This window comes from Streptomyces sp. NEAU-W12 (assembly GCF_026242095.1).
Classification (GTDB): Bacteria; Actinomycetota; Actinomycetes; order Streptomycetales; family Streptomycetaceae; genus Streptomyces.
Genome location: NZ_JAPJDM010000019.1, coordinates 79,230 through 93,446, shown reverse-complemented (window position 1 = coordinate 93,446; position 14,217 = coordinate 79,230). Strand labels below are relative to the sequence as shown.

The 14,217-nt window shown below is 70.5% G+C and carries 17 protein-coding genes and 4 tRNA genes; 6 read left to right on the top strand and 15 right to left on the bottom strand.

What is annotated here, in order from left to right:
* Positions 1-19: 19 nt before the first annotated feature.
* From rplK to ORI94_RS23455, 4 genes are all read right to left on the bottom strand, one after another.
* Entirely contained in the window at positions 20-454 is a 435-nt protein-coding gene (gene rplK / locus ORI94_RS23470) for a 50S ribosomal protein L11 (RefSeq protein WP_024883170.1), read from the bottom strand.
* 189 nt (positions 455-643) lie between these two features.
* Positions 644-1,513: a transcription termination/antitermination protein NusG gene (gene nusG, locus ORI94_RS23465; RefSeq protein ID WP_266078920.1), complete on the bottom strand. Its 870-nt coding sequence runs from the start codon at positions 1,511-1,513 to the stop codon at positions 644-646.
* A gap of 81 nt (positions 1,514-1,594) precedes the next feature.
* The gene (secE, locus tag ORI94_RS23460) at positions 1,595-1,879 is read right to left on the bottom strand and encodes a preprotein translocase subunit SecE (RefSeq protein ID WP_257851081.1); all 285 of its coding nucleotides are present in this window, start codon (positions 1,877-1,879) and stop codon (positions 1,595-1,597) included.
* 109 nt (positions 1,880-1,988) lie between these two features.
* Positions 1,989-2,061, bottom strand: a tRNA-Trp gene (locus ORI94_RS23455).
* A 271-nt stretch (positions 2,062-2,332) separates the two neighbouring features.
* Between ORI94_RS23455 and ORI94_RS23450 the strand changes: the two genes are divergently transcribed.
* Complete coding sequence (locus ORI94_RS23450) at positions 2,333-3,559, top strand: pyridoxal phosphate-dependent aminotransferase (protein WP_266078916.1); 1,227 nt, start codon at positions 2,333-2,335, stop codon at positions 3,557-3,559.
* Positions 3,560-3,742: 183 nt separating this feature from the next.
* Positions 3,743-4,783, top strand: coding sequence for an adenosine deaminase (locus tag ORI94_RS23445; RefSeq protein ID WP_266078914.1), 1,041 nt, complete (start codon positions 3,743-3,745; stop codon positions 4,781-4,783).
* A 42-nt stretch (positions 4,784-4,825) separates the two neighbouring features.
* Here ORI94_RS23445 and ORI94_RS23440 read toward each other — a convergent pair whose 3' ends face one another.
* From ORI94_RS23440 to ORI94_RS23405, 8 genes are all read right to left on the bottom strand, one after another.
* Positions 4,826-5,881, bottom strand: coding sequence for a UDP-N-acetylmuramate dehydrogenase (locus ORI94_RS23440; RefSeq protein WP_266078912.1), 1,056 nt, complete (start codon positions 5,879-5,881; stop codon positions 4,826-4,828).
* 78 nt (positions 5,882-5,959) lie between these two features.
* Positions 5,960-6,340 (bottom strand): DUF3291 domain-containing protein, encoded by a 381-nt coding sequence (locus ORI94_RS23435; RefSeq protein ID WP_266078910.1) that lies wholly within the window; start codon positions 6,338-6,340, stop codon positions 5,960-5,962.
* 158 nt (positions 6,341-6,498) lie between these two features.
* Entirely contained in the window at positions 6,499-7,056 is a 558-nt protein-coding gene (locus ORI94_RS23430) for a TetR/AcrR family transcriptional regulator (RefSeq protein ID WP_266078909.1), read from the bottom strand.
* A 133-nt stretch (positions 7,057-7,189) separates the two neighbouring features.
* On the bottom strand, positions 7,190-7,618 hold the full coding sequence (locus ORI94_RS23425; RefSeq protein WP_266079121.1) for a MaoC family dehydratase: 429 nt from the start codon (positions 7,616-7,618) through the stop codon (positions 7,190-7,192).
* 8 nt (positions 7,619-7,626) lie between these two features.
* On the bottom strand, positions 7,627-8,085 hold the full coding sequence (locus tag ORI94_RS23420) for a MaoC family dehydratase N-terminal domain-containing protein (protein ID WP_042165022.1): 459 nt from the start codon (positions 8,083-8,085) through the stop codon (positions 7,627-7,629).
* Between the two features lie 103 nt (positions 8,086-8,188).
* Entirely contained in the window at positions 8,189-8,353 is a 165-nt protein-coding gene (gene rpmG / locus ORI94_RS23415; RefSeq protein ID WP_003948671.1) for a 50S ribosomal protein L33, read from the bottom strand.
* Between the two features lie 94 nt (positions 8,354-8,447).
* A tRNA-Met gene (locus ORI94_RS23410) sits at positions 8,448-8,520 on the bottom strand.
* A 46-nt stretch (positions 8,521-8,566) separates the two neighbouring features.
* Positions 8,567-8,639: transfer RNA gene (locus tag ORI94_RS23405), tRNA-Thr, on the bottom strand.
* 327 nt (positions 8,640-8,966) lie between these two features.
* Between ORI94_RS23405 and ORI94_RS23400 the strand changes: the two genes are divergently transcribed.
* Both ORI94_RS23400 and ORI94_RS23395 read left to right on the top strand, forming a co-directional pair.
* Complete coding sequence (locus ORI94_RS23400) at positions 8,967-10,247, top strand: amidohydrolase family protein (protein ID WP_266078858.1); 1,281 nt, start codon at positions 8,967-8,969, stop codon at positions 10,245-10,247.
* A 124-nt stretch (positions 10,248-10,371) separates the two neighbouring features.
* A complete protein-coding gene (locus ORI94_RS23395) occupies positions 10,372-11,028 on the top strand; it encodes an NAD(P)H-binding protein (RefSeq protein WP_266078856.1) in 657 nt (218 codons plus the stop codon).
* A 46-nt stretch (positions 11,029-11,074) separates the two neighbouring features.
* Here ORI94_RS23395 and ORI94_RS23390 read toward each other — a convergent pair whose 3' ends face one another.
* Positions 11,075-11,287, bottom strand: a complete 213-nt coding sequence (locus tag ORI94_RS23390; RefSeq protein ID WP_042165011.1) for a hypothetical protein — start codon at positions 11,285-11,287, stop codon at positions 11,075-11,077.
* Between the two features lie 104 nt (positions 11,288-11,391).
* Positions 11,392-11,473: transfer RNA gene (locus ORI94_RS23385), tRNA-Tyr, on the bottom strand.
* A 239-nt stretch (positions 11,474-11,712) separates the two neighbouring features.
* On the opposite strand from ORI94_RS23385, the gene ORI94_RS23380 reads away from it, so the two are divergent.
* Entirely contained in the window at positions 11,713-12,201 is a 489-nt protein-coding gene (locus ORI94_RS23380) for a YajQ family cyclic di-GMP-binding protein (protein WP_042165009.1), read from the top strand.
* A gap of 139 nt (positions 12,202-12,340) precedes the next feature.
* Here the strand turns inward: ORI94_RS23380 and ORI94_RS23375 are convergent, their stop codons facing one another.
* On the bottom strand, positions 12,341-12,607 hold the full coding sequence (locus ORI94_RS23375) for a GlsB/YeaQ/YmgE family stress response membrane protein (RefSeq protein WP_266078851.1): 267 nt from the start codon (positions 12,605-12,607) through the stop codon (positions 12,341-12,343).
* Positions 12,608-12,749: 142 nt separating this feature from the next.
* On the opposite strand from ORI94_RS23375, the gene ORI94_RS23370 reads away from it, so the two are divergent.
* On the top strand, positions 12,750-14,000 hold the full coding sequence (locus tag ORI94_RS23370) for an APC family permease (RefSeq protein ID WP_266078849.1): 1,251 nt from the start codon (positions 12,750-12,752) through the stop codon (positions 13,998-14,000).
* Positions 14,001-14,217: the final 217 nt, after the last annotated feature.

The window sequence follows — 14,217 nt, the reverse complement described above, 5'->3', positions numbered from 1 at the left end:
TGGCTTACGGGGGTGGAGGTCAGCCCTCGACCGTGATGCCCATGGAACGGGCGGTGCCGGCGATGATCTTCGACGCGGCGTCCAGGTCGTTGGCGTTGAGGTCGGGCATCTTGGTCGTGGCGATCTCACGGACCTGGTCGGCGGTGATCTTCGCGACCTTGGTCTTGTGCGGCTCGCCGGAGCCCTTCTCCACACCCGCGGCCTTGAGGATCATCTTCGCGGCCGGCGGGGTCTTGGTGATGAAGGTGAAGGAACGGTCCTCGTAGACCGTGATCTCCACCGGGATGACCCAGCCACGCTGCGACTCGGTCGCGGCGTTGTAGGCCTTGCAGAACTCCATGATGTTGACGCCGTGCTGACCCAGCGCGGGGCCGACCGGCGGAGCCGGGTTGGCGGCACCGGCCTGGATCTGGAGCTTGATGAGCCCCGTGACCTTCTTCTTCTTGGGAGGCATGGCTCTCCGGGTCCTTTCGGTTCGGGTCCTGCCCGTGCACCGGGAAACAACCCGGACACAGGCATACCGCACAACGATAGCGGGTACGGATGTGCGGCCAAAAACCGAGCAGGTCAGGCAGACGCCTGAGCGTTCGCCTGACCTGCCCGGAAGCTGCTGTCCAGAATGTTCGTACTGCCCAGAACCGGGTCAGTTCTTCTGGATCTGGTCGAAGGAGAGCTCGACCGGCGTCTCACGACCGAAGATCTCCACCAGGCCCTTGACCTTCTTGGAGTCGGGGTTGATCTCGTTGATGGTCGCCTGGAGGGTGGCGAACGGGCCGTCGGTGACGGTGACCGAGTCGCCGACCTCGAAGTCCAGCACCTGGACCTCGACCTTGCGCTGCGGAGCCGGCTTGCCCTCGGCCTCGGCGGCCTCGCGGGCGGCCTTCTCCTCGGCCTCCGGGGCGAGCATCTTGACGATCTCGTCCAGGGTCAGCGGGTACGGGTCGTAGGCGTTGCCCACGAAGCCGGTGACACCGGGGGTGTTGCGGACGACGCCCCAGGACTCGTTCGTCAGGTCCATGCGGACCAGGACGTAACCCGGGAGCTTGTTCTGCTTGATCGTCTTGCGGTCGCCGTTCTTGATCTGGACGACCTCTTCCTGCGGCACCTCGGCCTGGAAGATGAAGTCCTCGACGTTCAGCGAGACGGCACGCTGCTCCAGGTTGGTCTTCACCCGGTTCTCGTACCCCGCGTACGTGTGGATGACGTACCACTCGCCGGGCAGCGTCCGCAGTTCCTCGCGGAGCTTCTCGACCGGGTCGCGGTCGTCCTGGACCTCTTCGACCTCTTCGGCCTCGTGCTCGACGGCGTCGGTCTCGGCGGAGTCCGCGGCGTCGGCCTCATCGGCGTCGGGGGCCGGATCGGCCGCCGTTCCGGACTCGTCCGCGGCGGCGTCGGCAGCCTCGACCTCGGCGGAGGCCTTGGAGGCCTCGCTGTCCGCGCCCCCGACGGTGTCGAGCTCGTCCTCGACGGACTCGACCGGCTCGATGGCGTCGTTCACGTTCGGGTCAGACACGGTGGCTGCTTCTTCCTGGATACATAGGGGTGGAACACGCGAAAAGGAGCGCCGGGTACCTCGGCGCTCTTCGCAGGCGGCTCAGCCGAAGACGTACTTGGCGACGTGGCCGAGCCCGTAGTCGATCAGAGTGATCAGGCCGATCATGACGACCACAAAGATGATCACTGCGGTTGTGTACGACGTCAGCTGGTTCCGGGTCGGCCAGACAACCTTGCGAAGCTCCGCCACGATCTGGCGGTAGAAGAGCGCAAGACGCTTCAGAGGGCCCTTCTTGGCCCTCTTTCCGCCCTTGCGGTTCTTCTTGGAGTCCGGCGCCTCGTCCTCGGCATCAGGCATGTCGATGGAGCCCACGGCGTCCGTCACTCGTCCTCACCTGATTCCGGGTCATGGCCGTGCCGCGCCCGGTATGAGCCGCACGGCGGTGCATTGCTGTACGTACATGCGTACACATCCTGGCTAAGGTTGTGTGTAGCAGGGCCGGAGGGACTTGAACCCCCAACCGCTGGTTTTGGAGACCAGTGCTCTACCAATTGAGCTACGACCCTTTGTGTGTACCCCAACGTACCGCATCCGCCCGGATGCTTGGTGTGCACCCGGTGAGTGCGGCCGCAGAAGGCCAACGAGGTGTGAGTGTACGTGTTCCGGAGCCGGGCGTCGAACAGAAAGCGCCCGCGACCGGTCCCGCGGTCGAAGATCGTCCTGGTCCGAGCGGTCCTGCGGGACGGATCCGGACTGGTGTCCGGAGGCCGGCCGCGACCTGTTCAGTCCGTGAAACCCCCGTGCCGGGCAGGTTTCCGGTCTGGAACGATGGACCCCATGAGCTCTGCAACCCCTCCCACCGAGCGCCGGGTCTCCGCCCGGGTCGGTGCGATCTCCGAGTCCGCCACCCTCGCCGTGGACGCCAAGGCCAAGGCCCTCAAGGCAGCCGGGCGTCCGGTGATCGGCTTCGGCGCCGGTGAACCCGACTTCCCGACTCCGGACTACATCGTCGACGCCGCGATCGAGGCGTGCCGGAACCCGAAGTACCACCGCTACACGCCGGCCGGCGGGCTGCCCGAGCTGAAGGCCGCGATCGCCGCGAAGACGCTGCGCGACTCCGGCTACGAGGTGGACCCCGCCCAGGTCCTCGTCACCAACGGCGGAAAGCAGGCCATCTACGAGGCCTTCGCCGCGATCCTCGACCCGGGCGACGAGGTGATCGTCCCGGCCCCGTACTGGACGACGTACCCGGAGTCGATCCGGCTGGCCGGCGGCGTCCCGGTCGAGGTCGTCGCGGACGAGACGACCGGCTACCGCGTCAGCGTGGAGCAGCTGGAGGCCGCGCGGACGGAGAAGACCAAGGTCGTCCTGTTCGTCTCCCCCTCGAACCCGACCGGCGCGGTCTACAGCGCCGAGGACGCCGAGGCGATCGGCCGCTGGGCGGTCGAGCACGGTCTGTGGGTGCTGACCGACGAGATCTACGAGCACCTGGTCTACGGCGACGCCGCCTTCACCTCGCTGCCCGCCGTCCTGCCGGAGCTGCGGGACAGGTGCATCGTGGTCAACGGTGTCGCGAAGACGTACGCGATGACCGGCTGGCGGGTCGGGTGGATCATCGGTCCGAAGGACGTCGTGAAGGCCGCCACCAACCTGCAGTCGCACGCCACGTCGAACGTGTCGAACGTCGCCCAGGTGGCGGCGCTGGCCGCGGTCTCCGGCTCCCTGGACGCGGTCGCCACGATGCGTGAGGCCTTCGACCGCCGGCGCAGGACCATCGTGCGGATGCTCAACGAGATCGACGGCGTGGTCTGCCCCGAGCCCGAGGGCGCGTTCTACGCCTACCCGTCGGTGAAGGCCCTGATCGGCAAGGAGATCCGGGGCCGGCGGCCGCGGAACACCGTGGAGCTGGCCGCGCTCATCCTCGAGGAGGTCGAGGTCGCGGTCGTACCCGGCGAGGCCTTCGGCACTCCGGGATACCTTCGGTTGTCCTACGCGCTGGGCGACGAGGACCTGGTGGAGGGCGTGAGCCGGATCCAGAAGCTGCTGGCGGAGGCACAGGACTGAGTCCTGTCTCACTCGCACGAGTGAGACAGGAGTGACCGAAATCCACTCGACCGAGTGATTTGCGGGCTGTTTCCCTCCATGAGGGAAACAGCCCGCTTCTGTTTCCTCACACTGACGTGCGAGCAAGACCACGTTCAGGGAAAGCGCTACCGGCGCCGCCGGGAGGTGCGGCAGGATCCTGGAATGGAACGTGTACGTGACCTCTCCCTGCTGCCGAAGGCCCATCTGCACCTGCACTTCACCGGGTCGATGCGCCCCGCCACCGTGCTGGAACTTGCCGACAAGTACGGCGTGCGCCTCCCCGAGGCGCTGACCGACGCGCTGACCAGCGGGGAGCCGCCGAGTCTGCGGGCCACGGACGAGCGGGGCTGGTTCCGGTTCCAGCGGCTGTACGACGCGGCGCGCTCGTGCCTGAGGGAGCCGGAGGACATCCAGCGGCTGGTACGGGAGGCCGCGGAGGAGGACCTGAAGGACGGCTCGGGCTGGCTGGAGATCCAGGTCGATCCGACGTCGTACGCGCCGCGGCTGGGCGGGCTGATCCCGGCGCTGGAGGTCATCCTGGACTCGGTGGACTCGGCGCGGCGGGACACCGGGCTCGGGATCCGGGTGCTGGTCGCCGCGAACCGGATGAAGCACCACCTGGACGCGCGCACGCTGGCCCGGCTGGCGGTGCGGTACGCGGACCGGGGCGTCATCGGGTTCGGACTGTCCAACGACGAGCGGCGTGGCATGGCCCGGGAGTTCGACCGGGCGTTCGCCATCGCGCGCGAGGGCGGGCTGCTGTCCGCGCCGCACGGCGGTGAGCTGAACGGGCCCGCGTCCGTGCGGGACTGCCTGGACGACCTGGAGGCCGACCGGATCGGGCACGGGGTGCGGGCGGCGGAGGATCCGCGGCTGGTGCAGCGGCTCGCGGACCGGCAGGTGACGTGCGAGGTGTGCCCGGCGTCGAACGTGGCGCTGGGCGTCTACGAGAAGCCGGGCGACGTGCCGTTGCGGAAGCTGTTCGAGGCGGGTGTGCCGCTGGCGCTGGGGGCGGACGATCCGCTGCTGTTCGGCTCCCGGCTGGCGGCCCAGTACGAGATCGCGCGTGAGCACCACGGGTTCACGGACGCCGAGCTGGCCGAACTGGCACGGCAGTCGGTGCGCGGGTCGGCGGCGCCGGAGGCGGTCAAGGCGGAGCTGCTGGCGGGGGTCGACGCGTGGCTCACCGCGCCGGCGGGATGACGGGACGGTGGGCCTCCGCCCGGTGGGGCGGGCCGGACCCGGTCAGAGGCCGACCCCGATCGTCACCGGCTCGTTGACCAGCGTGATGCCGAAGGCTTCGCGCACGCCGGCGACCACCTCCCGGGCGAGTGCCAGCAGGTCCTCGGTGGTCGCCTCGCCGCGGTTGGTGAGGGCGAGGGTGTGCTTGGTGGAGATGCGGGCGGGGCCGGTGCCGTAGCCCTTGGTGAAGCCCGCCTTGTCGATCAGCCAGGCGGCGGAGGTCTTGGTGCGTCCCTCGCCGACGGGGTAGGCGGGGGGCTCGGTGCCGGCGCCGAGGTGCTGCCGTGCCCGGGTCCGGAAGGTGACGAACTCCTCGTCCGTGAGGATCGGGTTGGTGAAGAAGGAGCCGGCCGACCAGGTGTCGTGGTCCTCGGGATCCAGGACCATGCCCTTCCCGGCACGGAGCTTCAGGACCGTCGCGCGGGCCGTGGGCAGAGGGACGCGCTCGCCCGGCGCGACGCCGAGGACGCGGGCCGTCTCGGCGTACCGGACGGGTCCGGAGAGGCCGTCGGCGTCCTCCAGCGCGAAGCGGACGCGCAGGACGACATACCGCTCGGGGTCCGCCTTGAAGCGGCTGTGGCGGTAGGAGAAGGCGCATTCCTCGTTGGTGAGGGTGACCGTCTCGTGTGCCCGGCGGTCGTAGGCGACGACCTCGGTGACGGTGGAGGAGACCTCCTGGCCGTACGCACCGACGTTCTGGATGGGGGTGGCACCCGCCGAGCCGGGGATGCCGGCCAGGCACTCGACGCCGGCCAGGCCGGCTTCCACGGTGCGGGCGACGGCGTCGGTCCACACCTCTCCGGCCGCGAGTTCCAGACGCGTGCCGTCCAGGGTGAGGCCCTTGGTGGCGACGACGAGTGCTGTGCCGTCGAAGCCCTTGTCGCCGATGACCAGGTTGGAGCCGCCGCCGATGACCAGCAGGGGCGTACCCGCGGAGTCGGCCTCGCGGACGACGGCGATCACTTCGTCGTCGGTCGTCGCGGTGACCAGCCGGGTCGCGGGTCCGCCCAGGCGGAACGTGGTCAGCGGGGCGAGGGGAGCGTCGTGGAGTTCCTGCACGGGCTCAAGACTAAGGCCCCCGCCGGGCGGGCCTGCGGGGGCGGCGTGCGCGTTCGGGGCGCACGCGCGGGGCGTTCATCAGGTGAGGCGGCGCTGCACTTCGGTCCAGTCGACGGGGAGGTCCTCGCTCTTCGCGGTCCAGCCGGCGAACTTGGCGTCGCGCATCTGCGGGGCGAGCCCGCGGGCGGTCGGCGCGTGCGGGCCGGTACAGGCGAAGGCACCGAGGGCCTCCGGGGACTCCCAGGCGGACACGGTCCAGAACGTCCGCCGCAGCGGCTGTGCCTTCAGGGAGGCCCCGTACGCGCCGGGAGCCCTGCTCACCTGCCGCCACACGCCGGGGGTCCCGAGGAAGAACCGCAGGGCCCCCCGGAGGGTGCGGGTCTCGAAGCGGGAGGCGAAGACGTGCACTTCGGTGTGGGGCGGCGGGGTGTTCGGGACGGTCCAGGGAAGCGTGGGCATGACCGGGTCCTTCCGTGGTCGGTGAAGGGGTTCCGTCGGGTCCCGGGGCTGGGGATCCCGCGATCCTGATGATTTTTTAGTTATTGATTACTAACTTTCACGCACAAGGAAGAGGGCGGGGTCCGACTCACCGAATCACCGAATCACCGACTCATCGGCTAACCGCCGAGCCGTGCCGACGGGTCCAGCCCTTCCCAGATCCGGTGACCGGACGGGAACCCCATGGCGGACAGGCAGTTGATGAGCATGCCGTGCGCCATGAAGGTCGTCGTCTCCCTGGCGTCGGCCCCCAGGGCGAGGTGGGCGGTGCCCCACAGCCGCAGCCAGCCGGCACGCACGGTCGCGCCGAACTCCTGATCGCCCTCCTGCTCGGCGGCCGCCACCGCGAGGTACATCTGCATCTGCATCATGAGCAGCTCGGGCCGCTCCGTGATGGCCCGTGTGTAGGCGCTCGCCATGGCGTGCAGGGCCTCCTCGCCCTCCAGCCCCGCGGAGGCCTCCGCGAACATGCGGATGGTGTCCTCCACGCAGCGCTCCGCCGCCGCCAGGAAGATGGCCTTCTTGTCCGGGAAGAGCCGGAAGAGGTACGGCTGCGAGACGCCGACCCGCTTGGCGATCGCCTCGGTCGACGTGCCGTGATAGCCGCCGCGGGCGAACTCGGTACTCGCCGCGCGGATGACGCTCTCACGCCTCTCCGCTGCACTCATCCTGACCATGCCGATAAGTTAGTGCTCAATCACTAACCACGTCAAGGGGTGGACTGCCCACGGGACCCGGCACGAGACGAGGGGCGCTCCCCCTGGGGAGCGCCCCTCGCCTCGTACGTCATGCCACGGCTCCGGTGCCGGGTCAGGCGAGTCGTACGACCGCCCGCGACATCCCCAGCACTTTCTGCCCGGCGCTGGTGGCCGTGAGGTCGACACGGACCGTGTGGTCGTCGAGCTTGGCCGCGACCTTGCCGCTGACCTCGATGGTGGCGCCCCGGTCGTCGTCGGGAACAACGACCGGCCTGGTGAAGCGGACGCCGTACTCGACGACCGCCCCCGGGTCACCCACCCAGTCGGTGACCACGCGGATCGCCTCGGCCATGGTGAACATGCCGTGCGCGATGACGTCCGGCAGGCCGACTTCCTTGGCGAACCTCTCGTTCCAGTGAATGGGGTTGAAGTCGCCGGAGGCGCCCGCGTACCGGACGAGGGTGGCCCGGGTCACGGGGAACGTCCCCGTGGGCAGTTCGGTACCGACCTCGACGTCCGCGTAGGAGATCTTCGCCGTCATGATGCCGCTCACGCCCCCTCGTTCTCGCCCGCGCGGGCCACCAGCTTGATCCAGGACGTCACGACGTGCTCGCCGGCCTCGTCGTGCACCTCGCCACGGACGTCCAGGATGTCGTTGCCCGCCATCGACTTGATCGCCTCGATGGTCGAGGTGACCGTGAGCCGGTCACCGGCGCGCACCGGACGGCGGTAGGCGAACTTCTGGTCGCCGTGCACCACCCGGCTGTAGTCCAGGCCCAGCCGGGGGTCGGCGATGACGTCCCCGGCGGCCTTGAAGGTGACCGCGAACACGAAGGTCGGCGGGGCGATCACATCGGGATGGCCGAGCGCCTTGGCGGCCTCCGCGTCCGTGTACGCCGGGTTGGTGTCCCCCACCGCTTCGGCGAACTCGCGGATCTTCTCCCGGCCCACTTCATAGGGATCGGTGGGCGGGTAGCTCCGCCCCACGAAGGACTGGTCGAGCGCCATGCGCGCGGCACCTCCTGTGTCTCGTGCGGCCGTGGTCGGCCGGTGGGAAGAACGACGCGAGGCCGCCCCCGGCTACGGGGACGGCCTCGCGTACGAGCCTGATTTATCGCGTTTCGCGGTGCGCGGTGTGCGCATTGCAACGCGGGCAGTGCTTCTTCATCTCCAGACGATCCGGGTTGTTACGCCGGTTCTTCTTGGTGATGTAGTTCCGCTCCTTGCACTCCACGCAGGCCAGCGTGATCTTCGGGCGGACGTCGGTGGCAGCCACGTGAGTGCTCCTTGACGAACGGGATAGTAGAGACTGAATGAACGCAGAAAGAGTAGCCGATCGAAGGACCGACCCCACAATCGGCTACTGTGTGTAGCGGTGACCGGACTTGAACCGGTGACACAGCGATTATGAGCCGCTTGCTCTACCGACTGAGCTACACCGCTGTGATGCGATCGGATCCCGCCTCGCGACGGGAACCTCACACACCAGAGCCCCAAAACGGAATCGAACCGTTGACCTTCTCCTTACCATGGAGACGCTCTGCCGACTGAGCTATTGGGGCGAGCGAGGAAGACATTACACGCTTCGCCGCCGTTCACCCAAATCCGTTTCGCGGCCCCTGTCCCGCCCTGCCGACCGCTCCCTCCCGAGAGTCCCGGACGTCGCACCCGCCCCTCCGCGACGCTCCCACCGCACCGCGGCCGTACTCCGTCCGGCCCCTGGCCGGCCCTCACCGGAACACCCGGGACCTCACCGGTACGACTATTGCTGACTCCTGTGCTCCTGCCGCCGGGAGGCGAGCCGCCACCCTAGGCTCGACTCACTCTGCGTGATCTTCCCTCTGTGTGATCCTGCGACAGCCGTGCGCAGTCCGAGCCTCAGGAGCGCGATGCCCGACAGCCGGCCGCAGCCGCCGCCCCCCTCGTCGCCCTCGCCGCCCCCTGGCCCGGCCGGCCCGGCGCCGCTCCTGCTGTGCGGTGCGCGGCTCACCGACGGCCGGACCGTGGACGTACGGCTGGGCGGCGGACGCATCGAGGCGGTCGGCACGGCCGGCAGCCTGACCGTGGACGGCACCCCCGCGGGCGGCACCCGGGTCGATCTGACCGGCCATCTGCTCCTCCCGGCCCCCGCCGAACCGCACGCCCACGCCGACACCGCCCTCTCCGCCGAATCCGACGGCCCCGTCTCGTACGACTCCCGCGACGTCCGGCGCCGGGCGACGGAGGCCGCGCTGCTGCAGCTCGGGCACGGGGCGACGGCGGTGCGGGCACACGTGCGGGTGGACGACATGACCGGGCTCGACGCGCTCACCGCCGTACTGCAGGCGGGGCGTTCACTGCGCGGGCTGACCGAGCTGGCCACGGTGGCGATGCCGCGCGTACTGACCGGGGTGGCCGGGGCCGACGGGATCGCGATGCTGCGGGACGCGGTGAAGATGGGCGCGTCGGTGGTGGGCGGCTGCCCGGACGTCGACCCCGACCCCACGGGGTACGTGGAAGCGGTCCTGGAGGTCGCCGCCGAGCACGGCTGCCCCGTCGACCTGCACACGGACACCGCCGACCCCGCCCGCGTGGCCCGGCTCGCCGCGATGGCGGGCGGGCTGCGGCCGGGAGTGACGCTCAGCCCGTGCGGCGGCCTCGGCCGGCTGCCCACCGAAGCGGCCTCACGGACCGCGGACCAGCTGGCGGCGGCCGACGTGGCCGTGGTGTGCCTGCCCCAGGGCGGCTGCGGGGGCGTCGACCGCCGGGGCACGGGCACGGCTCCGGTACGGCTGCTGCGCGCGGCGGGCGTGCGGGTCTCGGCCGGGAGCGGCGCCCTGCGGGACGTGTCGAACCCGGTCGGCCGCGGCGACCCGCTGGAAGCGGCCTACCTGCTGGCCTCCCGCCACGGACTGTCGCCCGAGGACGCCTACGAGGCGGTGAGCACGTCGGCCCGGGCCGCCCTCGGGCTGCCCGAGGTACGGGTGGAGGCGGGCTTCCCCGCCGAACTGCTCGCGGTCCGCGGCGACCGACTGCCGGCGGCGCTGTCCCTGGCGTACAGCCGGATCGTGGTGCACCGGGGGCGCGTGGTCGCGCGGACGAGCGCGGTACGGGAGTACTGCGCCTCCTCGGCGACGACCACGGAGACGGCATCGGGCCTGCCCCGACAGGGCCGGGGAGGGACGCCGTAACCTCTCCGACCGGCCCCCCGCTCCTCCTGCGGTCCCTCCTCCTGCTCCTCCTGGTCCTCCTGCCGTTCTCCTTCCGGGCCGTGCCGTGCGGCGGATGCCATCGTCGCGGCGTACGGTCGAAGGCATGCGCATTGTCATCGCTGGTGGTCATGGTCAGATCGCGCTGCGGCTGGAGCGGTTGCTCGCCGCGCGCGGGTACGAAGTGGCGGGCATCATCCGCAAACCCGAACAGGCCGACGATCTGCGGCACCTGGGCGCCGAGCCGGTCGTGCTCGACCTGGAGTCGGCATCCGTGGAGGAGGTCGCGGAGCAACTCCGGGGCGCGGACGCCGCCGTGTTCGCCGCGGGCGCCGGGCCGGGGAGCGGCGCGGCGCGCAAGGAGTCGGTGGACAAGGCCGCGGCGGTCCTCTTCGCCGACGCGGCGGTCCGCGCGGGTGTGCGGCGGTTCGTGGTCGTCTCCTCGATGGGCGCGGACCCGGCCCACGAGGGCGACGAGATCTTCGACGTGTACCAACGCGTCAAGGGCGAGGCCGACGCCTACGTCCGCGGCCTGGACGCCCTCGACTGGACGATCCTGCGCCCCGGCTCGCTCACCGACGACGCCGGCACCGGCCTGGTCCGCCTGGAAGCCCGCACCGGCAGCGGCCCGATCCCCCGCGACGACGTGGCCGCCGTCCTGGCCGAGCTGGTGGAGGACTCCTCGACGGCCGGCCTGACCCTGGAACTGATCAGCGGCCCCTCACCGGTCCCGGTGGCGGTGAAATCGGTGGCGGGCGAATGAGCCGGGGAAGGGGTCCTGGAGGGCCCGGAAAGCTGCGCGAGGACGGCTAGAACAGCGGCATCTGCCCCGGAAACTCCGGGACGACGTACCCGTCCAGCGACGGCTGTTCGACGCCGGCCCGGGCGTACCGGCGGGACCCGGGACACGAGGTCAGCGCCCCGTGTTCCCGAGCGCCGGGCGGATCATGCCGCGCGTACCGCCCGGCCACGACGGCGATCTCACGACGACACTCGGGGCAACGCCTACGACGCGACGACATCCCGCCAGTGTCTCCCGAGCGGCCTGCCCCACGCACACCCCACCGCGAACACGGAAGACCCCCTCCGGACCGCGTCTCGCGGTCCGGAGGGGGTCTTCCCCTTGTGGCGGCGCCAGGATTCGAACCTGGGAAGGCTGAGCCGGCAGATTTACAGTCTGCTCCCTTTGGCCGCTCGGGCACACCGCCAAGGCTGCTGCCCTCGAACCGCCTTGCGGCGGCGCTCCGTGGCAACGACGTAAACGATACCTGATGAGGAGGGGTGCTTCGCCACCCGATTGATCGCCACCCGGGGACCCCGGGGTGGCTAGGCTTGTGCGGATGCGGCCCGGGACCGATACCGGGCTCGACGGCCGCCCGTACGCCGGTAGCCGGTACGCATCCGGCTCTCAGCCCGATACGCACCCCGATACAAGGAGCCACAGGACATGGCCGACTCCAGTTTCGACATCGTCTCGAAGGTCGAGCGGCAGGAGGTCGACAACGCCCTCAACCAGACCGCCAAGGAGATCTCGCAGCGCTACGACTTCAAGGGCGTGGGAGCCTCGATCTCGTGGTCCGGGGAGAAGATCCTTCTGGAGGCGAACTCCGAGGACCGGGTGAAGGCCGTCCTCGACGTCTTCCAGTCCAAGCTGATCAAGCGGGGCATCTCGCTGAAGTCCCTGGACGCCGGTGAGCCGCAGCTCTCCGGCAAGGAGTACAAGATCTTCGCATCGATCCAGGAGGGCATCTCCCAGGAGAACGCGAAGAAGGTGGCGAAGCTCATCCGGGACGAGGGCCCCAAGGGCGTGAAGGCCCAGGTGCAGGGCGAGGAACTCCGGGTCTCCTCCAAGAGCCGCGACGATCTCCAGACCGTCATCTCCCTGCTCAAGGGCCAGGACTTCGACTTCGCCCTGCAGTTCGTGAACTACCGCTGAGCCGGGTCAAAGGACGAAGCCGCGTGCGCCGTGGGCGTCGCGCGCACATCTGTCTGCGTGTGTGCGGGAGGGTGGGTGCCGCCGGGCGCCCGCCCTTCTCGGCTGTCGACGGCGTCCGGAGCGGCCCCGGCGCCGGGGCTCAGTCGCGCGAGTGGCCGAAGAGGATGCGGTAGGCGATCAGGAGGACCAGGGAGCCGCCTATCGCGGCGGCCCAGGTGGCGCCGTCGTAGAAGTCCTTGGTGATCGGGTGGTCGAGCCAACGGGCCGATACCCAGCCGCCGATGAACGCTCCGGCGACGCCGATCAGGGTCGTGCCGATGAGGCCGCCCGGATCGCGGCCCGGCAGCAGGAACTTCGCGACCGCTCCGGCCAACAGCCCCAGAATGATCCAACTGATGATCGTCATTCTCTGATCCCTGTCCTTTCGTGCCGCGCCCTCACCTGTCGCGGCCTGTGATTCCGGTCCGATCCCGGTGTTCATCCCGTCCTGGGGTGGAGGACGACGTGGGTACGCGTGACGGTTGCCGCGATCAGTAGGGTGCGGCCTCATGACATCCCCTTCCGGTTCCGGACTGCGCCGCACGCTCGGTGTGGGAGACGCCGTCGTCATCGGTCTCGGCTCCATGGTGGGGGCCGGGATCTTCGCCGCTCTGGCGCCCGCCGCGCACGCGGCCGGCTCCGGGCTCCTCCTCGGACTCGCGGTCGCCGCCGTGGTCGCCTACTGCAACGCCACGTCGTCGGCGCGCCTCGCCGCGCTGTATCCCGCCTCGGGCGGCACCTATGTCTACGGGCGGGCGCGGCTCGGCGAGTTCTGGGGGTACCTCGCAGGCTGGGCGTTCGTGGTCGGCAAGACCGCCTCCTGCGCGGCGATGGCCCTCACCGTCGGCGCGTACCTCTGGCCGGGGCAGGCCCATGCCGTGGCCGTCGCCGCGGTCGTGGCGCTGACCGCGGTGAACTACGGCGGTGTGCAGAAGTCCGCGTGGCTGACGCGGGTGATCGTGGCCGTGGTCCTCGCTGTCCTCGCCTCCGTGGTGGTCGTGTGCCTGACCTCGGGGCAGGCCGATGCCGGGCGCCTCTCCTTCGCGGCACCGGACGGCGTGGGCGGTGTACTTCAGGCCGCCGGTCTGCTGTTCTTCGCCTTCGCCGGGTATGCGCGGATCGCGACCCTCGGCGAGGAGGTGCGGGATCCTGCGCGCACCATCCCGCGCGCGATCCCGCTGGCTCTGGGTATCGCGCTGGTCGTGTACGCGGCTGTCGCGGTCGCCGTCCTTTCGGTGCTGGGGGCACAGGAACTGGGTGACTCGGGCGCGCCGCTCGCCGACGCGGTGCGGGCGGCCGGGGTTGCGGAACTGACGCCGCTGGTACGGGTGGGGGCGGCCGCGGCCGCGCTGGGATCGCTGCTCGCCCTGATCCTGGGTGTTTCACGGACGACGCTCGCCATGGCCCGGGACCGGCATCTGCCGGGGTCCCTGGCAGCCGTCCACCCCCGGTTCCAGGTGCCGCACCGGGCCGAGCTGGCCGTGGGAGCGGTGGTCGCCGTCCTGGCCGCCACGGTGGACGTACGGGGCGCGATCGGGTTCTCCTCCTTCGGGGTGCTGGCGTACTACGCGGTGGCCAACGCGTCGGCCTGGACGCTTCGGCCGGGGCCGGCGGCGCGGGTGCTGCCGGCGGTCGGGCTCGCCGGGTGTCTGGTCCTGGCGTTCTCACTGCCGAGGATGTCCGTGGCCGTCGGCGCGGGGGTGCTGGCGGTGGGTGCCGCCGCTTACGGGGTACGGCGGTGGAGGGCAGCCGGGCAGTAGCTCTCCCGGGTCCGGGCCGGTGGGGCCCGCAGGGCGCAGGGCAGCCCACAGGCGGAGCGGAGACGGGGTCTTCGGGGTGGGGTGGGGCCCGCCCTTCCGGGCCTTCCGGAACACGGACGCCACCTGGAGTCGGAAGCCGATCACGTTCGGTCATGGCCCCATGGTGCACGCCGGCTCCGACGGTCGGAGCAGCCTGTGGACAACCCCCGCCGACGCG